Raw genomic sequence first — 24,192 nt, 5'->3', positions numbered from 1 at the left:
GGATTGGCGCCAAGAGTTGAGCATAGCCATTGTTGGTGCGGGTAAAGGGTCGATAAGGCGAGCAAATAGGGCTCAATTCGGGAAATTGGGCGTTGTCGACCCGGCCTTCGCCCAGTTCGACCGACACTGCCGGTGCGGACGTGTATGAACCCTGCGCCGGTGATGCCTGGCCTCTGAATGCGGCAGGCGCACCAGACAATCAAAGGCCTGGGTTCGCCGATCTCGTCAGGGGCCGATTGCGGAGGTTTCGCGGGTATACAGCGCAGACCAGAATGCCAGCACGGCGACAATAATCCCGACCCAGAAAACCCACCAGAACATGACCAGTGGGTGCACCGGGGTCAGGGCGCGCGCGATGCCGAGCAGCACCAGCGCCGCACCGAGAACGACGTTGACCAGATTGAACCATTTCAGCTTGTCATTGCGCCGAGCCCACAACCCCAGCGCAATAATACCGATGCCCGCCGCCATCAGCGGCCAGGCGCTATCGTGCAGCGGGCCGGCAACGAGGATCGCGCAGTAGACCAGCGCGATGCCGAGTGCCGTATTCAGGAGGTTCGGGATCATGAGTGCTGCTCCTCGGGTTCGTGCAGATTTTCGAGAAAGCGCCAGGTCAGCGGTGGAATCGGAAAATACGCAACGAAACTCGCCAGCAGCAAAGCCTTCCACCAGAAATCGAGCGTAGTCAAAGCCAGCATGCCGGTCGTGATTCCCTGCAGCAGATAAGCAACGACGGCGGCGCGCCCGAGCCCGCCGTTCGCGCGCAAGCGGCCGAGGCAGTAAAGCACGCCATAGCAGCCCGCTAGCAATACGAACAGGCCCAACAACAACGAGGTGACGAGCATCTGCGCAGCGCTCATGCCGGGCCTCCCGCTACGCGCGCCTTCAGGTTTTCGGCCGCGCCACGTTTCTTGCCGATGGTGAGCAGGTCCACCATCACGATCACGTAACCGGCCGCGAAGACGAAGCCGAATATCAGGCGCATGACTATGCCCTGTACGAACCACACGTTGGTCTGCCCTTCCATGAAGGCCTGCAGGGTGGAGCCGCCCATGGCCCGCTCATAGAAAGCCTGCGAGATGCCCGAAACCAGCAGTGCCCCCACCATGCCGACGATGCCGATATTGAGCAGAGCAAACGACCATTTCCACGCCGTGCCGTCCAACTGCTGCGCGGCCCGCGCCTTCTGCAATGCGAGGTAGATCACGGCGATGATGCCGCACCCGTAGGCGCCCCAGAAAGCGAAATGGCCGTGTGACACGGTCCATTGCGTGCCATGGGTAAAGAGGTTGATCTGCGGCAGGGTCATCATGAACCCGAAGACGCCGCCACCGATGAAGTTGCCGAATGCTTCGGCCATGACCCAGAAGAACGCAGGCTTGTTGGTCGTCTTCATGCGGTGCGCGCCGGCGTCGTACACCGCGTGCACGACCATGCCCAGCAGCGGCAGCGGCTCGAGCGCGGAGAAAAAGCCGCCGATGCTGAGCCAGTACGAAGGTGTCCCGATCCAGAAGTAATGGTGCCCAAGGCCGAGGATGCCGGTGCCCAGAACCAGCGCGACTTCAATGTAAAGCCAGGTCTCGACGATGCGCCGCGCGGTGCCGAGGAGTTGCATCAGCGCCAGCGCCATGATGCAGCCGATCAGGATTTCCCAGGTGGCCTCGACCCAAAGATGCACCAACCACCACCACCAATACTGGTCCTCCGACATGTTGGTAATCGCAGGAAACGCGATGAGGTACAGGCCAAACAGCGGAATCAGATCCACCATCAGCACGCCCATGACGCCGGTGATCTTTTTGGCCTTGAGTGCGGTCGCGACCACGTTGTAGATGAACACCAACACCACCAGCGTGATGCCGATCGCGGCCCAGCGCGGCGCCTCGACGTACTTGCGTCCCTGGTTGATGAACCAGAGCGACATCTCGGTCGCCGGCCCGTACTGGACGAAAATGAAAACCGCGGCGACCACGGCGACCGCCGCACAAAAGATCCAGAACATGACTTCGGCGAGCTTGACACCCTCGACCTCGCGCTCAAGCTCGATCGGCAGGAACCAGTACACCGCGCCGATGAAGCCCATCAGCAGCCAGATGATCATGGTATCGATGTGCAGCGTCTTGGTGATGCTGAAGTCGAGTTTGTTCAGCAGGAATCCGTCCTGAACGTAGTGGGTGGATGCGAGCAACCCGGCCACGATCATGATGCCGAACAGCGTCATCGCCGCTGCAAAGTACTTGAGCGCCAATTGCTGGGATCGGAACATGTCGTTCTCCTACCTGTTGGTCTGGATGTGGCCGAAATGAATCGGAAAGCCGTTGGTCTCCACCGCCGACATCCATTTGAGATACGCGACGACCGCTTCGGCTTCTTTGCGCGTGATCGCGAGGTTGGGCATCTGCCGGCTCCATGTGGGGAATTTTTCGGGGTTCATCAGGAAAACCGCCATGGCTTCCTCGCGGGTGGCCGATTGTGTCATCGGCATCCACATCTGCTGCCAGGCGGGATCCAGCCAGGCTTTGGTCAGATCCGGCGCGTAATAGGCGCCGTTGCCGAAGAACGTATGGCAGTTCATGCAGTTCCGGCTCTGGATCACGAGCTTGCCCAGGTGCATCGCCTCGTCGGCTTCCGGCGCAGAGTAGCTGCGCCCGAACAGCAGTTGGTCCGCACCGATCACCGGCCGATAGCGGTTGGTCTGGACGTCGAACTCATAACGGATTTCCTTGTTGATGACGGTGTAGGCAGGGACGTTGACGCCACCCGGGCGGATGGTGGCGAGAGTGTCCACTGTGAGGAAGACCAGCACGATCAGCATGACGAGAGTGGAACTGATGGCACCGGCGCGCCAGAAGGCGGGATCTTCAGCGACCATTTATCCTCCCGATTCTTAATTAGTGGTGGGCAAATGAAGCAGGCGAACCGACTCTTGCTGGCCTTTGCGCAATAGTCGGACGAAGCGCGCGAATGGCATTGATCCAGATCAAGGGAACGCGATTCAAGCCACGGCAAACGCCGGGAATCGCGTTCATCCTATGCAGAGCAATCCGCTCCTGATTTGCGTGCCCAGCGAGACGGCGTGGGCGACGCCGTATACGCCGAACGCCATCACTGTCGCTCCGGAGAACATGCGTGCTGTCCTGTTTGCGAGCAGCGAGCGCGATCTCTGCAGCAGGACCGCGGCTGCCATCAGATTGGGCAAGGTGCCTAGACCGAAGGCCAGCATCTGGATCGCTCCATTGAGCGCGCTGCCGCTCAACAGGGCCGTGAACAGAGCCGTATACACCAGCCCGCACGGCAACCAACCCCAGAGCATTCCGAGCGCAAACGCTTTCGATACGGAATCCGCCGGCAGGAAACGACGAGTGAAAGGTTGGATGCGCCGCCACAGGCCGGCGCCCAAATGTTCGAGGCGCGTAATCGGACTGCGAATTCCGGCCAGATACAAACCCAGTGCGATCAGGAGCAGATTCGCCGCGACATAGAGGACGATCTGAACTGGCAACCATTTGTCGAGCATCAGCCCAAGGCTGCCCACGGCTCCGGCGGCGGCGCCAGCGAGCGCATAACTGGCGATGCGTCCCGCGTTGTAGGCAAGATGCATGAGCCAGGACCTGACGTTGCCGGCCGGCTGCCCGGCTACCGCGGCGACGATGCCGCCGCACATGCCGGCGCAATGCACCCCTCCCAGGAATCCGGTCAGCACCGCCGCGCCCAAAATCATCCATGTGACGGTCATGTCAATTCAAGTGCGATGCACCCTTTCAGGGTTTCGTTGACCTGTCGCCCGGCTGTGCGCGTGCCGGCCGCCGTTCGACCGCTTAATATCCGCCCCGGCACGGGCTTCAGATGTATTTTTGGCCATACCCGGGCGCCAGCTTTTGATGCAAATCAAACGCCACTGAATGGCTGCCTTTCGCTGAATCGCCGACGCTCTGTGCCGCCTGGTGCGACTAACGCGATCCGGAACGGCCGGCCGCGCCCTGTGGGCGGTTGAGAGCAGTTGATCCGCATCAACAAGCCGCCTCCGGTTGCCCGCAAAATATTCGCTTGAATCCGGAAAACGCCGACAAACCAAACGACCGGGAACCAAGCAATGCTGTGGGAGACACTGAGCGCTACGCGTGACATCGGGCGGTTGTACGATATCGCTTCCGTTCTACTTCATTACGGCTTCGGCGACGTAGCACGTCGGCTGGGCATAACCGGCGCGCTCGAACGTGTCGGCAGAACCCTGCGCGGTGGTCGCCACCATGCGATAGAGCACATGACGTCGGCTGAGCGGGTGCGGCGCGCCCTGGAGGACATGGGCCCTACCTTCGTCAAGCTCGGCCAGATCCTCTCCACCCGCGTCGACCTGTTTGCACCGGATTGGATCGCAGAGTTTGAGAAGCTGCAGGATCATGCGGCGCCGGTTCCCTTCGACCAGATCCGCGCACAGCTCGCCACGGACCTCGCAGCCGAACCCGATAGCGTGTTCGTCGACCTGGACCCGCTGCCCCTCGCGGCAGGATCAATCGCCCAGGTACATCGCGCCCGATTGCAGGACGGCACGGCCGTGGTCCTGAAAGTCCGGCGTCCTGGAATCGAGTCCGTAGTCGATGCCGACCTGCGCCTGTTGCAGCACCTTGCGGAGCTGGTCGAAAGCGAATGGCCGGCGCTGCAACGCTATCAACCGCGTGCCCTGGTACGCCAGTTCGCCAAATCACTGCGCCGGGAGCTCGACCTCAGGACGGAATGCCGCAACGCCGAGCGCATCGCGGCTAATCTCTCTGCAAACGAAAACATCGTCGTCCCGACGATCTACTGGCAATGGGCCACACAACGGCTGAATGTCCAAATCTATGTGGATGGAATTCCGGGCCGGGAACTGGCCGCCGTCGACGAATCCGGGCTGGACCGGCGTATCCTGGCGCGGCGCGGGGCCAACGCCGTGTTTCAAATGGTGCTCGAAGACGGTTTTTTTCACGCCGATCCGCATCCTGGCAATGTCTTCTACCTGCCGGAAAACCGCCTTGCCTTCATCGATTTCGGCATGGTGGGCCGGCTCTCCCAGGAAAGGCGCGACCAGCTCGCTGACTTGCTCTACAGCTTCGCGCTACGCGACCCGGAGCACGCCGCCGAATTGCTGGTGGACTGGGCGGACAAGGCCGAGGTAGACATGCAAGGCTTGCGCATGGATATCGATAGCTTCATCGATGAATTCCACGGCCTTCCGCTCGAGCAGATCGAAGTGGGCCGCCTGCTCGGGGATCTGACCGCATTGATGCGCGAGCACAGGCTGACCCTCCCGCCCGACCTCGCGCTGTTGTTCAAGGCCGCAATTTCCCTGGAGGGCCTGGGTCGCATGCTCGATCCGGGGTTCGACATGGTCAGCGAAGCGCGGCCGTTCCTGGTGCGAATCGGTCGCCAGCGCCGGTCGCCCCGTGCGCTCGCAAGGCTGGGCGCAAAAAGCCTGCGCGAGGCCGCCGCACTGGCCGCGAGTCTGCCCGGCGAACTGCGCCGGCTGTTGAAAGCGGTGGACAGAGGCTCGGTCACTGTGCACGTCGACGTCTCGCGTCTCGATCGCGTATTCGAGCGCATGGACCGGGCCGTGAGCCGCTTGACGATGGGAATAGTGACTGCGGCGCTGATCATCGGCTCTTCCATCGTCATGACGGTGAAAACGGAATCGACCTGGCTGGGGCTACCCTTGTTCGGGCTGCTGGGATTTCTCGGCGCGGTCGTCTCCGGTATCTGGCTGCTGCTCTCGATCGCACACAGCGGACGCCACGAGTAAACGCCGCCGGCGAGCCGGTCTCCGTATGCCGTCGTGTTCCCACTGAAAAAAATGCCCGGCGCTTGCGCAACCGGGCAATGAGTACCACTCTTTGTAAGAATCTACCCCGCCGTCATGGGCAAGCGGTGATCATGGCAACAGCGGTCACTGCACGACGATCTTGCTCTGGCGGGAGCCGGCCTTCTTCGGCAGCGTAAGTTCCAGCACTCCGTCGGTGTATTTCGCGTCCGCGGCCTTCTCGTCGACGTCCTGCCCGAGGCTGAAACTGCGGGACATGTTGCCGTAGTAGCACTCGCTTCTGATCACGCGATCGCCTTCCTTCTGCTTCTTCTCCTCTTTGACCTCGGCGGAGATGGAAACCACGTCGCCGTCGATATCCACCTTGATGTCTTCCTTTTTCACGCCCGGAATTTCGGCCCGAACGACATACGTACCGTTATTTTCCTTGACGTCCATCTTGATCTGCGGCACCTGCTGCTCGAAGCGTACCGACCGCAGCATGAAGCCTTTGAATAGATCGTCCAGATCCCCGAATGGGTCGTATCGCGTCAGATTTGCCATGCTCATTCTCCTGTCGTCTCAATATTGGTGGCATCTCCACCGGAAGTTGAAACCGTTTCGATGTGGCTGTCGGCCTTGCTGAAACGTTCCCGCAGTTCGGCCTCCGCCTCATACCAGTCGTCCTCGGCCGAACCGCCGTCGAATCCGCGCGCTTCGGCGCGGTAGTAAGCGGCGGTCGCGACCATGTCGTTCCATTCCTCGCCGCTAAACTCGTTGCGCGGATCCTCCGTTGTCCCATGCTTCGAACTGGTGGGAACAGACAAACGTTTTACCGGGCGCTTCGCATGCAGCGTACCTGAGTGCCTCTTTTTTTCTGCGGTTCGTCCTACAGTTCTCATAAGCCATTCTCCGGTCCCTGAGCCGCCCCGAAACAGGTTGACTTAAATGCATCTTAGGCAAACGCCTAGTGCGCTTGTTGACGCAGATCAAGCCAATGCGCCGGAAGCACCGTTTTTCGGCCCTGTTTTGAACATCCCTCCGTGCGAATACGGTTGGCGAAGAGTTGATCTATGCCAAAGCACTTCGGCCGACTCTAGAGCCGGGTGAACGTTGCGGACGATGACGATGAGGGCCTTGTTCGAATGGTGAACGAAAAGGACCGGGACAAGGTCTAGAGTAAAAGACGATGAGGTCGCTGCACGTCGGGGTGTTGAGCCATATCAAAGGCGACGTTGCCTGATATGGTTAGTCTTGCATCTGCCTTTTTGACGTTGAATCCCGGACCTGAGGAAATGACATCGAAATCGACCCGGGCGCAGGCCGGATCCTCCGTGCTGACGATCAACGGCGGCTCGTCGAGCATCAAGTTCGCGCTATATCGGCGGTGCAACCCACCCAGGCGGGAACTGCAGGGCAAGATTGACCGCATCGGTCTGCCAGGAACGTCTCTGACGTTCCATGAGCCGGCCGGCAATCAGCAGGAAACCCGGGGCATCGCCGGTCGGGATCATGCGGCAGCGTCGCAGTTCCTTTACGAGTGGCTGGCGGCGCGAATCGGTTTCGCTTCGATCGGTGCGGTAGGGCATCGCATCGTGAATGGCGGCGCCCGCTACTATGAGCCGCAATCCATCACCGAACTGCTGCTCGATGAACTGCGCCGCATCAGTGCTTACGCTCCGGAGCATTTGCCAGCGGAAATTGCGATGATCGATCTGTTCAGCGAGCGCGTGTCGGACCTGCCGCAGATCGCATGTTTCGACACGGCGTTTCATCGCAACATGCCGCGCGTGGCCAGGATTCTTCCCATTCCGCGGCGTTTCCAGGCGAAGGGCGTCGAGCGCTATGGCTTTCACGGCCTGTCCTATACGTTTCTCATGGAAGAACTCGCGCGCGTGGCCGGTGCCGAGGCAGCACTCGGCAGGGTGGTGCTGGCCCATCTCGGCAACGGCGCAAGCCTCGCCGCGATTCGCGACGGCAAGAGCATCGACACCAGCATGGGGTTCACACCGGCGGCGGGTGTGCCGATGAGCACACGCTCCGGCGATCTGGACCCCGGACTGGTGTCGTACTTCGCGCAAACCGAAAACATGACGGCGCAGCAGTTTCACAGCATGATCAATCACGAATCCGGATTGCTCGGCGTGTCCGAAACGAGTTCGGACCTGCGCGATCTGCTTCGGAGTGAAGACGCCGACATCCGGGCCGCCGAAGCGGTGGCAATGTTCTGCTACCACGTCAAAAAGACAATCGGCGCTTTCGCGGCCGCCCTCGGCGGACTCGACACACTCGTGTTTTCGGGCGGCATCGGCGAGAACTCACCCGAGATCCGCTTGCGTATCTGTGGAGGCCTGGATTTCCTCGGCATTCAGTTCGACGAAATGCTCAACGCCGCTGGCGAGCCGGTCATCTCCGCCGATACCAGCCGCGTGAAAGTTCGAATAATCCGTACCGACGAAGACGTCGTCATCGCCAAGGCAGTCTTCCGGATCCTCGATGCAACTGAAACCGTGCGAACAACCCCACGCTCATGACGCAACCACTCTCCCCGCAGCTTTTACAAGAAATGAATGCCTGGTGGCGGGCGGCAAACTATCTTTCGGTCGGACAGATTTACCTGATGGATAACCCCCTGCTCAGGCAGCCGCTGAAGCTGGAGCACGTGAAGCCGCGACTGCTCGGCCACTGGGGCACCAGCCCTGGACTGAACTTCATCTACGTCCACCTGAATCGCATCATTAAGGAGCACGACCTCGACATTATCTATGTGACCGGCCCTGGGCATGGCGGTCCGGCGCTGGTGGCCAACACTTATCTTGAAGGCACTTACAGCGAGTTCTACCCGGGCATCTCGCAAGACGAGGCCGGGCTGAAGCGCCTGTTCACCCAGTTCTCGTTTCCCGGCGGCATTCCCAGCCATGTGGCGGCGGAGACACCGGGTTCGATCAACGAAGGCGGGGAACTTGGCTATTGCCTTGCGCATGCCTATGGCGCCGCCTTCGATAACCCCGACCTGCTGGTCGCTTGCGTTGTCGGCGACGGCGAAGCGGAAACCGGCGCGCTTGCGGCAAGCTGGCACTCCAACAAATTTCTGAATCCGGTGCGCGATGGTGCGGTGTTGCCGATCCTGCATCTGAACGGCTACAAGATCGCGAGCGCTTCGCTGCTGTCCAGAATCAGCCGGATGGAACTGGAGCAGCTTTTCTGCGGCTACGGTTACAAGCCTTATTTCGTGGAAGGCGACGAGCCGGAAGCAGTCCATCAACTGATGGCCAGGACGCTGGACCGTATCGTCGCGGACATCCGGCAAATCCAGGCCGATGCGCGCAACGGCGGATTTAAGCAACGTCCCGCGTGGCCCATGATTATTTTCCGCACGCCCAAGGGCTGGACCGGGCCCCGGGAAGTCGATGGCCTAAAGACCGAAGGCTCCTGGCGCTCGCACCAGGTTCCGCTCGCCAACCTGCAGAAAGAGCCGAAGCACCTGCAGATGCTGGAACAATGGCTGAAGAGCTACCGTCCGCAGGAGTTGTTCGACGAGACCGGCCAGCTTATCGCCGCAGTGGCCGAGCTGGCACCGAAGGGCAAGCGGCGCATGGGAGCGAACCCACACGCCAACGGTGGCCTGCTGCTGCAGGATCTCGAACTGCCCGATTTCCGCGATTACGCAATTAAGCTTCCAACGCCGGGCAGCGTGACGGCGGAAACTACTCGCCCGCTGGGCGTGTTCCTGCGGGACGTGCTCAAAGCCAACGCGGCACGTGCCAACTTCCGCGTGTTCGGACCGGACGAGACGGCATCGAATCGCCTGGCGGCGGTATTCGAAGCCTCCGATCGGACCTTCACCGGGGAAGTTCTTGAAAGCGACGATCATCTGTCACCGGACGGACGGGTGATGGAAGTGTTGAGCGAGCATCTGTGCCAGGGCTGGCTCGAGGGCTATCTCCTGACCGGGCGGCACGGATTCTTTTCCTGCTACGAGGCCTTCATTCACATAGTCGATTCTATGTTCAACCAGCACGCCAAGTGGTTGAAGGTCTCGCGCGAGATCCCGTGGCGGCGGCCAATTGCCTCGTTGACCTATCTGCTCACTTCGCATGTGTGGCGCCAGGATCACAATGGCTTCAGCCATCAGGATCCGGGTTTCATCGATCATGTGGCGAATAAGAAGTCAGACATCATCCGCATCTATTTGCCGCCGGATGCCAATACGCTACTGTCGGTCGCCGATCATTGCCTGCGCAGCCGCAACTACGTCAATGTCATCGTCGCCGGCAAGCAGCCGGAGCCGCAATGGCTGGACATGGATGCCGCGATCAAACACTGCACGGCCGGACTAAGCATCTGGCGATGGGCCGGCAGCGACTATGATGGCGAACCCGATATCGTCATGGCGTGCGCCGGCGATGTTCCGACGCTTGAGATACTGGCTGCCGTGGAAATATTAAGGGATCACGTCCCCGAGCTTAAGGTGCGCGTGATCAATGTGATCGACCTGATGGCGCTGCAACCGCAAAGCGAGCATCCTCATGGTTTGAACGACGCGGAATTCGACGCGCTGTTTACCAAGGACAAACCAATCGTGTTTGCCTATCACGGCTATCCCACCCTGATCCACAGGCTGACCTATCGCCGAACTAATCACGGCAACATGCATGTCCGCGGCTACAGAGAAGAAGGGACCACCACTACGCCGTTCGACATGACTGTGATCAACGATATCGATCGCTTCCATCTGGTGATGGACGTCATAGCCCGCGTGCCCGGCCTGAGTGCCCGCGCGGGGCATGTGACACAACTCATGCGCGCCAAACTGGCGGAACATCACGAATATATCCGGCGTCACGGCGACGACCTGCCCGGGATCCGCGATTGGAAGTGGGGCGGGCGCTGACCAACAGAGATCCCGGCCACCGCGTGCGAGCTGCAGCCATGATGTCGCTCCTGACAGTGTCACACGCCCGTTTGCCGTTCCCGAGCCGAACCCTCCCGCGGTCAGCACGACCGCGCGCCTGCGGTGATGTGTTTGGCTGTAGTGGGGACAACCAAAGCGGATTGCTGCGATATTCGAGGGGCGACATGGCACCCGGAAAGGAACGACAAGGCCGCACCCAAAACCGCACGACGCTCCTGCACGCCGCACATGGCTGCCACAAGGCAAAGATCTAAGGTGTAGCAGAAGGCTTTGCTGGACCGGGGATTCAACCCCGGCAATGACGGTGGTGTTTTCGGCACGACTACTCAGTCGGCCGTGTTGGCGTTTCAGCGCAGCGAAGGGCTTCTTGCAGACGGCGTTGCCAGGTCACGCACGCTGGCCGCAATGAAACGAATCGCTGCGCCGCAACTTCCCAGCATCCTGGGCGCGAAATTCTGTGGCCGTGGCTATGTGCAACTGACCGGACCTGCAACCCGCGCAACGGGATCGATTACGTGGGATCCAGCTTGAATATTCAACGTTACAAAAAAACACGGGACCGGAGCTTGATCCAGCTGCTTCGATGCAAGTCGCTCTGATTAATCGAACAACGATAAAACCAGTGATGGCTTGACCCAGGTCAAACAGTGTTTCCACCTCCCTGGTTAGATTGCCTTATTGATTAGCAAGCCGGAGATCACGCGCCATGTCCGCCAAGCGACTGCTCTTTCATCATGCCGCGCATGAGAAAGTCAGTATCGGAGTCAACGCCCTAGCCGATGCCGTCAAGGTAACGCTGGGACCCAAGGGCCGCAACGTCCTCCTGCAGCAAAGCTACGGTCCGCCGGTTATCGCGAACTCCGGCGTCGTGGTGGCAAAGGCGATTGAGCTACCCGACCCTTTCGAGAACATGGGCGCGCAGCTGGTGCGCGAAGTCGCTTCCAAGACCTCGGAAGTGGCCGGCGACGGGACCACGACCGCCACGGTGCTGGCACAGGCGATCGTCAACGAAGGCATGAAGTTCGTCGACGCGGGAATGAACCCCATGGACCTTCGCCGCGGCATCGACCAGGCTGTGGCCGCGGCGATCGCCGAATTGAAACGGATTTCCCGTCCCTGCTCGACCGCCACCGAGATCGCACAAGTGGGCAGCATCTCGGCGAACAACGAGCGATCCGTCGGCGACATCGTTTCGCAGGCGATGGACAAGGTGGGCAAGCAGGGCGTAATCACGGTAGAGGACGGATCGGGGCTTGCCAACGAGCTGGAAGTGGTTGAGGGCATGCAGTTCGATCGCGGCTATCTTTCGCCTTACTTCATCAACAGCCCCGAACGACAGGCGGCCATCCTGGAAGACGCTTACGTGCTAATCCACGACAAGAAAATTTCCGCCGTCAAGGAATTGCTCCCCGTCCTCGAAGAAATCACACGCGCTGGCAAACCGCTGCTGATCGTGGCCGAAGACGTGGAAGGCGAAGCACTGGCGACGCTGGTGGTCAACACCATGCGCGGTGTCATCAAGACGTGCGCGGTGAAAGCTCCAGGCTTCGGCGAACGCCGCAAAGCTATGCTCGAGGATATCGCCACCCTGACCGGCGGCACGGTCGTCGCCGAGGAACTCGGTGTGAAGCTCGAGAACGCGAAGCTTGCCGATCTCGGCCGGGTCAAGCGCATCGAGGTGGACAAGGAGAACACCACGCTGATCCACGGAGCCGGCGATCCGAAGGCCATCGACGAGCGCATCTCGCGCATCCGCGCCGAGGCTGAAAAGGCGACCAGCGATTATGATCGGGAAAAACTCGAGGAACGCGCTGCCAAGCTCGCCGGCGGGGTGGCGCTCATCAAGGTGGGCGGCGCCACCGAGACCGAGATGAAGGAACGCAAGGTGCGGGTCGAAGATGCATTGCATGCTACCCGCGCCGCCGTCGAGGAAGGCATCGTCCCCGGAGGCGGTGTTGCGCTGATCCGGGTACGCGCCGCGCTGGCCGGCCTCAAGGGCGAAACCGACGACCAGACCGCAGGCATCCAGATCGTGCTGCGTTCGCTGGAAGAATCGCTGCGGCAGATCGTCGCCAATACTGTGGCGGAGCCTTCGGTGGTACTCGACAAAGTCGCGGAAGGCAGCGGGAGTTACGGCTACAACGCGGCCACAGAACAGTACGGCAACCTGGTGGAAATGGGCGTGATCGATCCTACCAAAGTTACTCGTATTGCGCTGCAGAATGCCGCGTCCGTAGCCGGGCTGATCCTGACCACGGATTGCATGGCGGCCGAGATCCCGCAGAAAGCCGCGGCCGCCCGGCCGGAAGACTTGCAGATGTAGATGGCCGCCGGGCAGGGGTCTGGCGTCCAGGGCATGGCGCTAGCGCGTCCAGCTCACCCGGACCAGATATTCGTCCGGGCTGTATTTAATGACGAGTCCCCCGTTGAAGGCGCGATGCAACGCGTCGCCGATTCGGCGCGCCAGATGCACGTCGGTGGTGGTAACGGTGACTACGCCTTCCTTGTTCTCGATGCCCATGATGCGCTGGAGGGGATGGCCTTGCGCCTCGCGAGCTTCCTCGTTCCGGATCAGCCGCAGTATGTCTTCGCCATGCGCGTCCACGTACGGACCGGCCAGCGTGACGTAACCCGCAGGATTCCGGTCGTTGATCCGGTGGCATGCCGGGCACAAATGCTCGTTGGCCTTCTCCGGGCGGGCGGCCCGTTGCCAGCGTCCCTTGTGATAGATCACGCCGCATTGCGGACAGTAGGCCGGCTCGGCCGGTTTGCTGCGTGCATGATACGGATCATGCGCGACCTCTTCGATCTGTCGGTCGCGACGGGATTTGTCGTGGGCCCGCGGTTCGCGCCCCTTCATTGCTGTTCTCCTGCCTGTTTGCTCGACGCCGGCTGCCCGTTGGCGTGATGCTTCACTTCGCGGCGCATCTTCTGCGCGTGCTCCTCGATCTGTCGGCGCGCCGCATCGAACGCATCGCGCAATGCTACGTAGACATCCTCGTGCTCGCCGCGGTTAATGACCAGTTCGTCGCCCGGCACCTGCAATGCGATGCGCACGTTGAAGAGCCTGCCCTGCTGCTGGTGACGATGCGGTTGCTCGATGCTGACGTGGCAGCGGATCAGCCTCGGAAAAATGGTACCGAGTTTTCCCGCCTTTTCGCGGATCAGGCTCTCGAGCGCCGGTGAATGGGCCACTTCATGAAATATGATCTGCACGGGTGTCTGCATCTTGATCCCGGCTCAGACGAGAACTTTGCGCAATGCGGCCTCGCGTTTGCGTTCCCCGCCGACCATGGACGCCAGTTCGGTCATCTCCTCGGCCAGCAGGGACAGCACGTCATCGGCCGCGACGATGCCGAAGAGATATCCGCCAGCATCCGTGACCACTATGCGTCTCAAGCTGCGGATTTGCATCAACTCCACGACCTCCGCGATTTCCCAGTCCTCCCGTACGGTAACCAGGTCACCGGCCGTGATATCCCCTATCTAGATGACTTCGGGATCGAGGCCCAGCGCCACCACCGCGACGGCAATGTCGCGATCGGTGACGATTCCGGTCGGAATGCGTTTTCCGACCATTTCCTCAACCACCACCACGCTGCCCACGTGATACTCGCGCATTAACTGCGCTGCCGCTTTCACCGTGGCGTCCCGCCTCGCGCAAGCGACATTCCGACTGTAGATTTCACCGATTGGCATGACCATCTCCACCGATTGATAACGATCGTATTCTGCTTCATGCATGCGGTCCCGCCTTGACGCAGATCAAGCGGCGCCAGGGTCGCTGAGCGTCGGAATCAGTCAATGAGGGAGCGACAGGCGCTGCAACAATGGAGTCCAGGTCTGCGGACGCCGCGCATCATCGGCAGGTCGGGAGGCGTCGTAAGCGAACACGAACGCAAGCTCCCCGGCTTGCAGCGGCTCGTGCGTCGCGAGTTGATGTTCGAGCACGGCCAGGTCCGCATCCGATGCATCCTGACCCAGTTGCAGTCGAGCGGCGATGCGCTCGCGCAGAATCTGTTCGCCGACGGTGAAATCCACGATTGAGAACGGGACGCGCGCATTTGCCGCCAAGGCACGGAACATATCCCGATGCCGGCGCTTGAGGAAGGTGGCGTCGACGATCACGCCATGTCCGGATTCGAGGATGGTTCCCGCCAGTTCCAGCAGCCGCTGGTAGGTCGTATCGGTGACGTCGGCGGAGTAAAGGCTGCTCGCAACGGCTGACGTCGGCCGGTCCGTCAACGACCTGCCGTGCATGCGCTTTCTTTCGATGTCAGATCGGATCCGGATCGCGCCGGTCAGTTCAACGAGAGATTGGGACAGCGTGGTCTTGCCGCTCCCTGAAAAGCCGTGCGTAATCGCGATGAAACCAGGACCCGGGCGTGCGCAGCTCCTTGCGAGTTCAAGATGGCGACAGCAGCTTTCCTGCAGGGGTCCAGCGCCTTCACTCCCTGGCTCAAGCTGGCGGGCACGTATGAGACCGATCTTCCCCCGCACCATCGCCCGGTACGCGAAATAATAGGGCAGCACGCGCAAACCGCCATAGTCGCCGGAGAATTCGAGATAAGTGTTCAGAAATCGCCTGGCGAGGTCCGGTCGATTGGCCGCGTGGAGGTCCATGACCAGGAATGCGACTTCATTCATCACGTCGATCCAGCGCAAGTCCGGGTTGAACTCGATGCAATCGAAGGCCCGCGGCTCACCGTCCAGGAACACGATGTTTCCCAAATGAAGATCGCCATGGCATTCGCGCACCCGGCCTTCGCGTTTGCGATCTGCAAATACCTGGCGCAGGTGCACATGCTGCTGCCGCGTCCAGGTTTCGATGTCGTCCAGAGCCTGCAGATGTACCGTGTGGTCCGGAACAGCACGGATCTGGCTGAAGTTCTGCGCGACGGAGGACAGTATCGCCTCCGGCGTCCCATAACCATCGCCCTCCCGGGAGCGGTGCGAGCAGGCGTGAAACTGCGCCACCAGTACGGCCAGCAAGTCCATGTGGCGCGACGTCAACTCGCCCCGGGCAAGCACCCTGTCGGCCAGTGCCTCCTGCGGGAACTCGAGCATCTTGACCGCATACTCGATGGCCCGCGCGTCGTCGCCCACTCTGGGAGCTTCGCGCGTTCCACCGATGGGCACGACATCGAGGTAGATCCGTGGTGCGAGCCGCGCGTTGAGCCTGAGCTCTTCCCGGCAGAAGAACCGTCTCTTTTCCAGAGTCGTAAAATCAAGAAACCCGAGGTCAACCGACTTCTTGATCTTGTAGGCGAAGGTCCTGGTCAGGACGACGAACGAGATGTGGGTCTCGATGATCGATATGCTCCCGACGCGGTGCGGATAGCAGGCGGGATCGCGCAGCGCCTGAACCAACCTCCTCTGGGCCTCAGAGCCCTGATCAACCGCGCCCTGTCGAGAGTCGAACAGGATTGTCATAAGCATCATCATCCGCCCGCCTCAGCGGCCGAATTTGCGCCAAGTCAAATCTCAACGCTTCGCGCGCGAGGCAGATGCGCCAATGGACATCATCAGGCTCGTGCCGATGTCGATGCCGCCAATGTGATTCCGTCATCACGTGGTGAGGACGGCGGCGCCGGTCAGCGTTCCGGCGCGCAACGAATTCAGTGCGCTATTCGCCTCCGCCAGCGGATACGGTACCGCCGTGGTGCGTACCGGCACGGTCGGCGCAATCGCCAGAAACGCCTCGCCGTCGGCGCGGGTCAGGTTGGCGACCGAAACGATGCGGCGCTCGCCCCATAGCAGCGAATAGGGAAATGCCGGGATATCGCTCATATGGATTCCCGCGCATACGACGATTCCGCCCTTGCCGACGGCTTGCAAGGCCCTCGGAACTAGGTTGCCGACCGGGGCAAAAAGAATTGCCGCATCGAGAAGACCTGCCGGTTGCTCTTCACTGGATCCGGCCCATACGGCCCCCAGGCTCCTGGCAAACTCTTGTGCCGTGGCATCGCCCCCGCGTGTAAACGCAAGGATTTCACGTCCCTCGTGGCACGCGACCTGGGTGATGATGTGCGCGGCCGCACCGAATCCGTAAATTCCCACCCGGCGGGCGGTACCAGTCGCTTGCAACGCTCTGTAGCCGATGAGCCCCGCACACAGCAGCGGAGCGGCTTCCGTATCCGAATACAGGGCAGGCAGCCGGAAGCAAAACCGGACGTCGGCAAGCGTGTACTCGGCAAAGCCTCCGTCAAGCGTATAGCCGGTAAATTGGGCGCGATCGCACAGATTCTCGCGGCCGCTCCGACAATGGCTGCAATCGCCGCATGTCCAACCTAACCAGGGAACGCCTACCCGCTCACCGAGGGTCAACGTGGTGACACGTGGACCAAGCGCCGCCACGGTGCCAACGACTTCATGGCCGGGAACGACGTGCTGTTTGGGATTGGGCAGATCGCCGTCGACGACGTGAAGGTCTGTCCGACACACCCCGCACGCGGACACCTTGATCAGGACCTGATGATCGCCCGGAACGGGGATATCCAGCGTGCGTAGCACCAGAGGGCGGCTCGCCGCATCGAATTGCATCGCACGCATCGTCGCTTGCATATCGGTTGTCTCTCCTGAAGGTCAGGATACTGATCGGCATGCTGGTCAGCCGCCGATCGGTACGACGATGCGCGCCGCTTTACGACTGGCGTAACTCGGATCGATTGTTCGGCCCGGCGGAGGCTTCGGCGTCCGGGACTTTTCCTACCGCCGACGCATGCTCAGTTCGTACGACCAGGCGCTCGACTTCGCAACCCATGACGCTCACCGCCGTTTCAAACTGGTGCGGGGACGCTTTGAAGGCATCGTATGTGACGGTGACGTTGCGCTCGTTCGGCACCATCCTGACTTGCGCGACGCCGCGAATGCAGTTCAGTGCGCTATGCACGCCTCTTGACGCCAAGCCGGAGTCCAGTCCGCTGATTTCCATCTCCACTGCTTGCATCGAGGTATGCATGGCGACCATACCTGTGCCCTTACCGAACCACCAGTACCGGCAGCTTGCTGTGCGTGAGAACCTTGTTCGTCTCGCTCCCCAGCACGATGCCTAGCTTGTATCCGTCGGTGGCGACAAGTATGTGCTTGATGTGCTTGAACATGATTTTTCCTTCCCGTTGGGCTGGCTGGTCGGATGCCGGGAACCGGCCCCTTTTCCTGGAACCGCCATCCGCCACTGCTGCCTGCTTGCCGGATCTAGACGGCACTCAGACGATCCCTGAATTCAGGCGCCACGGTTTTTTTGACTAGCGTGACCGGAACCTTGGTCATATGCAGCACTTTTGCAGAATCCGAGAACAATGGCGCACCGGTGACCCGACCGCGGTCCCGCGTGCTCATGACGATTGAATCGCATTCTAGTTCGCGCTGTTGTTCGAGGATCGTCTCGGCGACGGGCCCGACCGCGTGATGCGAAACGAACGGAAGACCGGCGTCGCGTAGCAGCTTTTCGGCCGGCGCAAGCGCCATGTGACTGCGCTCGTAGTAGTAAGTATCGATGTTTTCCACCGGCGTGTAAACGAGCGTCTCCTCCGGGAAGATCCGCGGCTGGATATTCAACAGATGAACCTCCGCACGCCCCGGGGGATAAGCCTGACGGATCGCCTCCTTCACGGCTTCTAGCGAGTCATCCGAACCATTGACGGGCACCAAAATTCTCTTCATCACAACCTCCTTTTCGACAGCAAACACGGTGCGCCCGATCCGAATCGGCGCCGCACGTTGCATGGTCCATTAAATCGGGATCGGAGATAGCGCAGCTTGATCCACGTCAACTTTTGTTGCAGGCGCTGCAGAACGCGCCTTGAGACGCGGGCTGGCGTTTCTAGGCCCGCACCGCAGCCGCTGGATCGCGCGCGGCGTTCATGCGGCGATAGAACAGGCGCTTGACCATTTCGACGACGAGCAGATAAACCACCACCAGGACGGCAAGGACGACACAGAACCACGGCGCGGGCGTTTCGAATCCGAAATCGCGCGCCCACGGCAGGAAGGGAAAGGCGAACGCGAGCATCACGACTGCGAGAGAGGTCGCGGTCAGCGTGCGGCTGGGCGCGCTGGCGAACGGACTGCCGCGTGTGCGGATGACGAATATCACCAGTACCTGGCTAACCAGGGATTCGATGAACCAGCCGGTATGGAACAACGCCTCGCCGGCATGCATGAGCGCGAACAGGACGTAGAACGTGAGGAAGTCGAACAACGAGCTGACCAGACCGATCACCAGCATGAAGTTGCGGATGAACCGCATATCCCAGACCTGGGGCCTGCAGATCGAATCCTCATCCACGCGGTCCAGCGGTATCGGCACTTCCGAGATGTCGTATAGGATGTTGTTGAGCAGGATCTGCACCGGCAGCATGGGCAGGAAAGGAAGAAAGACCGACGCGGCCGCCATGCTGAACATGTTTCCGAAGTTCGAACTGGTGCCCATCATGATGTACTTGCGCACGTTGGCAAATGTGCGGCGGCCTTCCAGCACGCCGTCGTGCAGGACGCGTAGGTCGTGCCGGGTGAGAATCATGTCGGCCGCTTCCCTGGCCACGTCGGCCGCGCCCTCCACCGACAGGCCGACGTCCGCAGAATGCAGGGCCGGCGCGTCGTTGATCCCGTCGCCGAGATAACCTACCACGTGCCGTCGCGACTTCAGGGCAAGAATGATGCGGTTTTTCTGCGCCGGGGAAACCCGGCAGAAAAGGTTGGCCTGTTCCGCGCGTGCGGCGAGGCCATCGTCGTTTATGCGCTCGATCTCGGCGCCGGTCAGGGTTCCTACAACCGCGATGCCGAGCGTTGCGCAAAGATGCTCAGTGACCAGTTCGCTGTCGCCGGTCAGAATCTTGACCTGCACGCCGCTCGCGGCCAGCGCAGAAAGCGCCGCCACAGCGCTCGGTTTCGGCGGATCGAGAAACACCGCGAAGCCGCCGAATACGAGTTCGGCCTCATCGCCCACCGCGGCGTGCTCATGCGACTTCGGCAGTTCCCGGTAAGCCACGCCGAGCACCCGCTGGCCCTGGTTCTCCAGCGCAGCGAGCTGTCGGCGGGCCAGAACCCGCACCTCTCCATCACATGTGCGCACGCCTCCGGACTCGTCCGCGCGATAATGCGAGCACAGGCGCAACAATTCCTCGGGTGCGCCCTTCACGATCAGAACGCGCACATCGCCTTCGTCCAGCAGCACCGAGACCCGCCTGCGCTCGAAATCGAAGGGGACTTCGTCGACCTTGCGCCACGCGCCGATCGGCGGCGCGGGCCGTTCCAGAATCGCGGCGTCGAGCGGACTTTTGATTCCGGTTTCGAAATGGCTGTTGAGATAAGCGAGCTCGAATACCTTCGGGCTTTGCATGCCCGCGAAGTTCACGTGTCCCTCCAGATGAATCCGTGCTTCGGTCAGCGTGCCGGTCTTGTCCGTGCAGAGCACGTCCATGGCGCCGAGGTTCTGTACTGCGGCCAGGCGCTTGACCACCACGCCCTTGCCCGCGAGGCTCAGCGCGCCCCTGGACAGGGTCACTGAAACCACCATCGGCAGCAGTTCCGGCGTGAGACCGACGGCAAGCGCCAGCGCGAACAGGAAGGATTCGAACAGAGGTCTGTGCAAAGCCGTGTTCACCAGCAGCACGAACAGCACCATCATCAGTGTAAGCCGCATGATGAGCATGCCGAACCGGCGCGTGCCGATCTCGAAGGCGGTCGGAGGTGGCGTGACGTCAAGAGAATGAGCGATCTTCCCCAGAGCCGTACTGCTACCGGTTCGGCAAACAAGCATTCTTCCCGTGCCGCTGATCAAGGAACTGCCCATGAAGAGGGCGTTGCTGTCGCGCATATTTTCCCCGTCTGAGGCGGCGAGGTTTCGCGCGCGCTTTTCCACTGGAAAGGATTCACCGGTCAGGATGGACTGGTTCACGAACAGGTCGCGCCCCTCGACCAGCATTCCGTCCGCCGGTATCAGACTGCCGGCAGCCAGGAGCACAAGATCGCCGGGGACGACGCCGCTCACCCTAATGCGGTGAACCACTCCGCCGCGGACCACGGCGGCGTGCAGTTGCACGGACTTGCGCAGGCGCTCCGATGCGCGGTGCGCCCGGTACTCCTGCGTGAAATCCAGGGTGACGCTCGCCACCACCATGACGACGATGATCACGAAGCTGGCGAGCTGCCCGGTCAGCCCCGCAATCAGGCTCGCTGCAATCAGGATGACGATCAGGGGATTGCCGAAGCGCTTGAGGAATTCCACCGTGAGCGAATGCGCCTCCGTGTCCCGGAACGTATTCGGACCGTAGCGTTTCAGCCGGACGCGTGCCTGTGCAGAACTGAGACCTTCCGGCCCGGTGTCCATACCGTCTTCCGGAGCGGACGGTCCCAGGCACGACCGGTGAACGGAGTCCGGGTTGCTCTTGGCTTTCATGGCGGACCTGAATAAATATGAATTGTCGGCAACGCACCCGCCGCAGCTCCCGCCTCACATCACTTTCGAGTAACTCGCCTGCTGCCGGCCCTCTCGTAGGTAGCGATCGAACACCATGCACACGATCCGCACCAGCAGCCTGCCCTTTGGCGTCACCACGATCGAATCGGACCGCCGTTCCACGAGCCCGTCCTGCTCGATCCGCTTCAAATCCTGCAGTTCCGGCGCGAAGTAACTGCGGAAGTCCAGCAGGTAATCGGACTCAATCGATTCGAAGGACAGCCGGAACTGGCACGCAAGCGCCTGGATGACGGCACGCCGCACCAGATCGTCACTGGTCAGTACGATGCCGCCCGCCACCGGCAAACGTCCGCCATCGAGTGCGGCGTAATAACCATCGAGATCCTTCAGGTTCTGGCTATAAGTGGGTCCGACGCGCCCGATGGCGGAAACGCCGAAGCCCAGCATGTCGCATTCGGGACGCGTCGAGTAGCCCTGGAAGTTGCGCTGCAGACGTCCTTGGCGTTGCGCCACCGCCAAGTCGTCCGCGGGTTTGGCGAAATGATCCATGCCGATGTAGAGATATCCGGCGCCGGTGAGGCGGCCGATCGCCAGCGTCAGAATCTGCAGTTTGGTCTCGGCCGAAGGCAACTCGGCTGCGGCTATGCGCCGCTGCGGCTTGAACCTGGTCGGCAGATGCGCATAGCTGTAAAGTGCGATGCGGTCGGGGTCGAGCGCGAGCACCTGGTCGATTGTCGTATTGAAAGTGTCGAGAGTCTGTTTCGGCAGACCGTAGATCAGGTCCAGGCTCACCGATCTGAAGCCGGCCGCGCGTGCTTCTTCGATCACGCGCTGCGTCACGCTTTCGGGCTGGATGCGATGCACCGCCTTCTGCACCGCCGTGTCGAAATCCTGTATCCCGACGGAAACCCGGTTAAAATCGAGTTCGGCGAGATACGCCATCATGCCCGGCTCAACGCTGCGCGGATCCACTTCGATCGAGCACTCGCAATCGGCGCTGCGATCGAACGGCACATTGATCGCATTGCACAAGGCGCGCATTTCTTCGCGCGCCAGGAAGGTGGGCGTGCCGCCGCCCCAGTGCATCTGGCTGATGCGATGGTCGCCTTCGAGCACACTCCCCACCAGTCCGATTTCCTTCTCGAGGTACTCGACATACTTCGCCGACCTTCCGCGGTCGCGCGTCACCACCTTGCTGCATGCGCAGTAGTAGCAGACGGTACTGCAGAACGGGAGATGGACGTACACCGAGAGCGGTTGGCTTATGGCCCCGTTGTTGCGCCTGGCCAGCCAGTACTTGTACCTGCCTTCGCCGAATGCCTCGACAAAACGGTCCGCGGTGGGGTAAGACGTGTATCTCGGTCCGCTCACATCGTATTTGCGGATCAGCACCGGATCGATCACCAGCTCGGAAGAAGGATGGTTCATCGTTTATATGTTCATCAGTGACATCCCTGCCGCGGCAATTGGATTGAGACTATGCCGAACTCCAGTGTGACGCCTTGATCTGGATCAATCCGGCAGCCCGAAAGGAGGGCAAACTGACAGCGAGCCTGGGCACGGCGGCCGACCCGGACTAACGAAAACCCCTTTATCGAAGGAGGCCCACCGTGGCTTTGAGCAGGCAGCAGTTGGACGAATTGAAACGTATCGTGGCAAGCCGTTGCGTGGCGCTGGCCGCTGAAATTCGTGCGGACGCGTCGCGCGCACGCGACGACTCGGCCGACATGCTCGCGGGAGGGCACCTGGACAGCGGGGATGCACCCGTGGCCGATCAGATCGTCGATCTCGACAATGCGGAACTCTCGCGCGATTTGCGCGAACTTCGGGAGCTCGAAGCCGCCCAGGCCCGGCTCGATACCGGCAGCTACGGAAAATGCGTCGATTGCCACGAGGAGATCGAGTACCGTCGGTTGCGCGCTCAACCTGCGGTTTCGCGCTGCGTCGACTGCCAGCGCATTCATGAAAACACTCACGCCCATCCGGCGATGCCAAAACTCTGAATGAATCGCGCCGCCACCGTTCACCGATGCATACGCGGACGCCTCGTAGTGAGAATTCCCGGGAGCCGGTCGAGCAGGAGCTGCTGGCGAAAGCCTTGGCCACGGCCGCCGATCCCATATTCATTACAGACCATACCGGCCGTATCGTCTGGGTCAATGAAGCGTTCAGCGAACGCAGCGGATACTCCCCACAGGAAGCAGTTGGGCAGACACCGAGCTTCCTGAAATCGGGAAGTCACGATGCATCGTTCTATCGTGAACTCTGGCAAACCATTCTTGCGGGCCGGGTCTGGCGCGGCGAAGTCGTCGAACGGCGCAAGGACGGCAACCTCTACACCGCGGACGAAGTCATTACGCCGCTGCGGGACGACATGGGCACCGTTACCCACTTCGTTGCCATCCAACACGACATTACGTTGCGCAAACAGGAGGCTCAGCGGGAACACTTTCTCGCATACCACGACGCTCTCACCGGCCTGTACAACCGTGTGCTTTTTCTGGATCTCCTGCAGCAGGCCATAGCGCGATCCAAGCACAGCTTGGACCCACTCGCGTTGCTGTTCCTGGATATGGACAACTTCAAGCTGATCAATGACACCTTCGGCCACGAAACAGGCGATCGGCTGCTCATAGCGGTCGCGGAGCGGCTGGGTGCTGCCGTGCGCAAGACCACCGACGCGGTCGCACGGCTGAGCGGGGACGAATTCGCGATACTTCAGACCGGCCTCAACGATCCGCAAGCGGCCCTGTCCCTCGCGCGCAAACTGCTTCACTCCATTTCGCAGCCGTTTCTGCTGGAAGGCCGGAAAGTTCAAACCAGCGTCAGCATCGGCATTGCGATTTATCCCACTGACGGCGAAGGTCCCGACGACCTGTTGAGAAATGCAGACAAAGCCATGTACCTGGCGAAGAGCCGGGGACGCGGCAACTACCAGCTCTACGACCCTACTCTTTGCCATAGCTGACCGTCGCGCACAGTCCTTGATCGATGTCAATGACCGCATCGACCGGACGGGGAAAATCGGCGTGGTATCGCGCACCGAATCCTGTTGTTCACTCACCCCTTTATTTGAAGGAG

General features: G+C 61.0%; 22 protein-coding genes and 1 pseudogene. 7 read left to right on the top strand and 16 right to left on the bottom strand.

Features of this window, described 5'->3' with window-relative positions; genetic code table 11:
- Window positions 1-225: 225 nt before the first annotated feature.
- The 5 genes from HY067_23070 to HY067_23050 form a co-directional block, all read right to left on the bottom strand.
- On the bottom strand, window positions 226-567 hold the full coding sequence (locus HY067_23070) for a hypothetical protein (GenBank protein MBI3530838.1): 342 nt from the start codon (window positions 565-567) through the stop codon (window positions 226-228).
- Entirely contained in the window at window positions 564-860 is a 297-nt protein-coding gene (locus HY067_23065) for a hypothetical protein (GenBank protein ID MBI3530837.1), read from the bottom strand. The genes HY067_23070 and HY067_23065 overlap by 4 nt, the downstream gene beginning before the upstream one ends.
- On the bottom strand, window positions 857-2,266 hold the full coding sequence (locus HY067_23060) for a cbb3-type cytochrome c oxidase subunit I (protein ID MBI3530836.1): 1,410 nt from the start codon (window positions 2,264-2,266) through the stop codon (window positions 857-859). Before HY067_23060 ends, HY067_23065 begins: the two co-directional genes overlap by 4 nt.
- A gap of 9 nt (window positions 2,267-2,275) precedes the next feature.
- On the bottom strand, window positions 2,276-2,872 hold the full coding sequence (locus HY067_23055) for a cytochrome c (GenBank protein ID MBI3530835.1): 597 nt from the start codon (window positions 2,870-2,872) through the stop codon (window positions 2,276-2,278).
- A 153-nt stretch (window positions 2,873-3,025) separates the two neighbouring features.
- The gene (locus HY067_23050; protein ID MBI3530834.1) at window positions 3,026-3,721 is read right to left on the bottom strand and encodes a sulfite exporter TauE/SafE family protein; all 696 of its coding nucleotides are present in this window, start codon (window positions 3,719-3,721) and stop codon (window positions 3,026-3,028) included.
- 372 nt (window positions 3,722-4,093) lie between these two features.
- On the opposite strand from HY067_23050, the gene HY067_23045 reads away from it, so the two are divergent.
- Complete coding sequence (locus tag HY067_23045; protein MBI3530833.1) at window positions 4,094-5,776, top strand: ubiquinone biosynthesis protein UbiB; 1,683 nt, start codon at window positions 4,094-4,096, stop codon at window positions 5,774-5,776.
- A 144-nt stretch (window positions 5,777-5,920) separates the two neighbouring features.
- Here HY067_23045 and HY067_23040 read toward each other — a convergent pair whose 3' ends face one another.
- Together HY067_23040 and HY067_23035 are read right to left on the bottom strand one after the other, a co-directional pair.
- Window positions 5,921-6,337, bottom strand: a complete 417-nt coding sequence (locus tag HY067_23040) for an Hsp20 family protein (GenBank protein ID MBI3530832.1) — start codon at window positions 6,335-6,337, stop codon at window positions 5,921-5,923.
- 2 nt (window positions 6,338-6,339) lie between these two features.
- Window positions 6,340-6,675 (bottom strand): DUF2934 domain-containing protein, encoded by a 336-nt coding sequence (locus tag HY067_23035; GenBank protein ID MBI3530831.1) that lies wholly within the window; start codon window positions 6,673-6,675, stop codon window positions 6,340-6,342.
- Between the two features lie 393 nt (window positions 6,676-7,068).
- Between HY067_23035 and HY067_23030 the strand changes: the two genes are divergently transcribed.
- From HY067_23030 to groL, 4 genes are all read left to right on the top strand, one after another.
- Complete coding sequence (locus HY067_23030; protein MBI3530830.1) at window positions 7,069-8,307, top strand: acetate/propionate family kinase; 1,239 nt, start codon at window positions 7,069-7,071, stop codon at window positions 8,305-8,307.
- A complete protein-coding gene (locus tag HY067_23025; protein ID MBI3530829.1) occupies window positions 8,304-10,667 on the top strand; it encodes a phosphoketolase family protein in 2,364 nt (787 codons plus the stop codon). The genes HY067_23030 and HY067_23025 overlap by 4 nt, the downstream gene beginning before the upstream one ends.
- Before the next feature lie 291 nt (window positions 10,668-10,958).
- Window positions 10,959-11,219: a peptidoglycan-binding protein gene (locus tag HY067_23020; GenBank protein MBI3530828.1), complete on the top strand. Its 261-nt coding sequence runs from the start codon at window positions 10,959-10,961 to the stop codon at window positions 11,217-11,219.
- Between the two features lie 175 nt (window positions 11,220-11,394).
- The gene (gene groL / locus HY067_23015) at window positions 11,395-13,011 is read left to right on the top strand and encodes a chaperonin GroEL (protein ID MBI3530827.1); all 1,617 of its coding nucleotides are present in this window, start codon (window positions 11,395-11,397) and stop codon (window positions 13,009-13,011) included.
- Window positions 13,012-13,050: 39 nt separating this feature from the next.
- Here groL and HY067_23010 read toward each other — a convergent pair whose 3' ends face one another.
- The 9 genes and pseudogenes from HY067_23010 to hemN all read right to left on the bottom strand — a co-directional run bounded on the left by HY067_23010 (window position 13,051) and on the right by hemN (window position 22,539).
- The gene (locus HY067_23010; GenBank protein MBI3530826.1) at window positions 13,051-13,548 is read right to left on the bottom strand and encodes an ATPase; all 498 of its coding nucleotides are present in this window, start codon (window positions 13,546-13,548) and stop codon (window positions 13,051-13,053) included.
- A complete protein-coding gene (locus HY067_23005) occupies window positions 13,545-13,916 on the bottom strand; it encodes a ribosome-associated translation inhibitor RaiA (GenBank protein MBI3530825.1) in 372 nt (123 codons plus the stop codon). The genes HY067_23010 and HY067_23005 overlap by 4 nt, the downstream gene beginning before the upstream one ends.
- 12 nt (window positions 13,917-13,928) lie before the next feature.
- Window positions 13,929-14,387, bottom strand: a pseudogene (locus tag HY067_23000) (CBS domain-containing protein).
- Between the two features lie 102 nt (window positions 14,388-14,489).
- On the bottom strand, window positions 14,490-16,121 hold the full coding sequence (locus HY067_22995; protein ID MBI3530824.1) for an AAA family ATPase: 1,632 nt from the start codon (window positions 16,119-16,121) through the stop codon (window positions 14,490-14,492).
- A 135-nt stretch (window positions 16,122-16,256) separates the two neighbouring features.
- Window positions 16,257-17,240 carry a zinc-dependent alcohol dehydrogenase family protein gene (locus tag HY067_22990; GenBank protein MBI3530823.1) on the bottom strand — a complete coding sequence of 328 codons (984 nt, stop codon included), beginning with the start codon at window positions 17,238-17,240 and terminating at the stop codon, window positions 16,257-16,259.
- Between the two features lie 91 nt (window positions 17,241-17,331).
- Window positions 17,332-17,658 carry a hypothetical protein gene (locus HY067_22985; protein ID MBI3530822.1) on the bottom strand — a complete coding sequence of 109 codons (327 nt, stop codon included), beginning with the start codon at window positions 17,656-17,658 and terminating at the stop codon, window positions 17,332-17,334.
- A gap of 227 nt (window positions 17,659-17,885) precedes the next feature.
- Window positions 17,886-18,416, bottom strand: coding sequence for a universal stress protein (locus tag HY067_22980; protein MBI3530821.1), 531 nt, complete (start codon window positions 18,414-18,416; stop codon window positions 17,886-17,888).
- Between the two features lie 97 nt (window positions 18,417-18,513).
- Window positions 18,514-21,090, bottom strand: coding sequence for a magnesium-translocating P-type ATPase (gene mgtA, locus HY067_22975; protein MBI3530820.1), 2,577 nt, complete (start codon window positions 21,088-21,090; stop codon window positions 18,514-18,516).
- A 54-nt stretch (window positions 21,091-21,144) separates the two neighbouring features.
- Window positions 21,145-22,539, bottom strand: a complete 1,395-nt coding sequence (gene hemN / locus HY067_22970; protein MBI3530819.1) for an oxygen-independent coproporphyrinogen III oxidase — start codon at window positions 22,537-22,539, stop codon at window positions 21,145-21,147.
- A gap of 182 nt (window positions 22,540-22,721) precedes the next feature.
- On the opposite strand from hemN, the gene HY067_22965 reads away from it, so the two are divergent.
- Together HY067_22965 and HY067_22960 are read left to right on the top strand one after the other, a co-directional pair.
- On the top strand, window positions 22,722-23,114 hold the full coding sequence (locus HY067_22965; GenBank protein MBI3530818.1) for a TraR/DksA family transcriptional regulator: 393 nt from the start codon (window positions 22,722-22,724) through the stop codon (window positions 23,112-23,114).
- Window positions 23,115-23,140: 26 nt separating this feature from the next.
- Window positions 23,141-24,079, top strand: coding sequence for a diguanylate cyclase (locus tag HY067_22960; protein ID MBI3530817.1), 939 nt, complete (start codon window positions 23,141-23,143; stop codon window positions 24,077-24,079).
- Window positions 24,080-24,192: the final 113 nt, after the last annotated feature.

Source organism: Betaproteobacteria bacterium (assembly GCA_016194905.1).
Taxonomy (GTDB): domain Bacteria; phylum Pseudomonadota; class Gammaproteobacteria; order Burkholderiales; family JACQAP01; genus JACQAP01.
This window is presented reverse-complemented; position numbering and strand designations above follow the sequence as displayed.

What these genes read in the sequence shown, in the direction of transcription:
- mgtA (MBI3530820.1), bottom strand. Translation starts at nt 21,090, where the DNA reads ATGAAAGCCAAGAGCAACCCGGACTCCGTTCACCGGTCGTGCCTGGGA.
- groL (MBI3530827.1), top strand. Translation starts at nt 11,395, where the DNA reads ATGTCCGCCAAGCGACTGCTCTTTCATCATGCCGCGCATGAGAAAGTC.
- HY067_23070 (MBI3530838.1), bottom strand. Translation starts at nt 567, where the DNA reads ATGATCCCGAACCTCCTGAATACGGCACTCGGCATCGCGCTGGTCTAC.
- HY067_23030 (MBI3530830.1), top strand. Translation starts at nt 7,069, where the DNA reads ATGACATCGAAATCGACCCGGGCGCAGGCCGGATCCTCCGTGCTGACG.
- HY067_22985 (MBI3530822.1), bottom strand. Translation starts at nt 17,658, where the DNA reads ATGGTCGCCATGCATACCTCGATGCAAGCAGTGGAGATGGAAATCAGC.
- HY067_23060 (MBI3530836.1), bottom strand. Translation starts at nt 2,266, where the DNA reads ATGTTCCGATCCCAGCAATTGGCGCTCAAGTACTTTGCAGCGGCGATG.
- HY067_23010 (MBI3530826.1), bottom strand. Translation starts at nt 13,548, where the DNA reads ATGAAGGGGCGCGAACCGCGGGCCCACGACAAATCCCGTCGCGACCGA.
- HY067_23045 (MBI3530833.1), top strand. Translation starts at nt 4,094, where the DNA reads ATGCTGTGGGAGACACTGAGCGCTACGCGTGACATCGGGCGGTTGTAC.
- HY067_23005 (MBI3530825.1), bottom strand. Translation starts at nt 13,916, where the DNA reads ATGCAGACACCCGTGCAGATCATATTTCATGAAGTGGCCCATTCACCG.
- HY067_23050 (MBI3530834.1), bottom strand. Translation starts at nt 3,721, where the DNA reads ATGATTTTGGGCGCGGCGGTGCTGACCGGATTCCTGGGAGGGGTGCAT.
- HY067_23025 (MBI3530829.1), top strand. Translation starts at nt 8,304, where the DNA reads ATGACGCAACCACTCTCCCCGCAGCTTTTACAAGAAATGAATGCCTGG.
- HY067_23065 (MBI3530837.1), bottom strand. Translation starts at nt 860, where the DNA reads ATGAGCGCTGCGCAGATGCTCGTCACCTCGTTGTTGTTGGGCCTGTTC.
- HY067_22960 (MBI3530817.1), top strand. Translation starts at nt 23,141, where the DNA reads ATGCATACGCGGACGCCTCGTAGTGAGAATTCCCGGGAGCCGGTCGAG.
- hemN (MBI3530819.1), bottom strand. Translation starts at nt 22,539, where the DNA reads ATGAACCATCCTTCTTCCGAGCTGGTGATCGATCCGGTGCTGATCCGC.
- HY067_22980 (MBI3530821.1), bottom strand. Translation starts at nt 18,416, where the DNA reads ATGCAACGTGCGGCGCCGATTCGGATCGGGCGCACCGTGTTTGCTGTC.
- HY067_22990 (MBI3530823.1), bottom strand. Translation starts at nt 17,240, where the DNA reads ATGCGTGCGATGCAATTCGATGCGGCGAGCCGCCCTCTGGTGCTACGC.
- HY067_23055 (MBI3530835.1), bottom strand. Translation starts at nt 2,872, where the DNA reads ATGGTCGCTGAAGATCCCGCCTTCTGGCGCGCCGGTGCCATCAGTTCC.
- HY067_23040 (MBI3530832.1), bottom strand. Translation starts at nt 6,337, where the DNA reads ATGGCAAATCTGACGCGATACGACCCATTCGGGGATCTGGACGATCTA.
- HY067_23035 (MBI3530831.1), bottom strand. Translation starts at nt 6,675, where the DNA reads ATGAGAACTGTAGGACGAACCGCAGAAAAAAAGAGGCACTCAGGTACG.
- HY067_22995 (MBI3530824.1), bottom strand. Translation starts at nt 16,121, where the DNA reads ATGACAATCCTGTTCGACTCTCGACAGGGCGCGGTTGATCAGGGCTCT.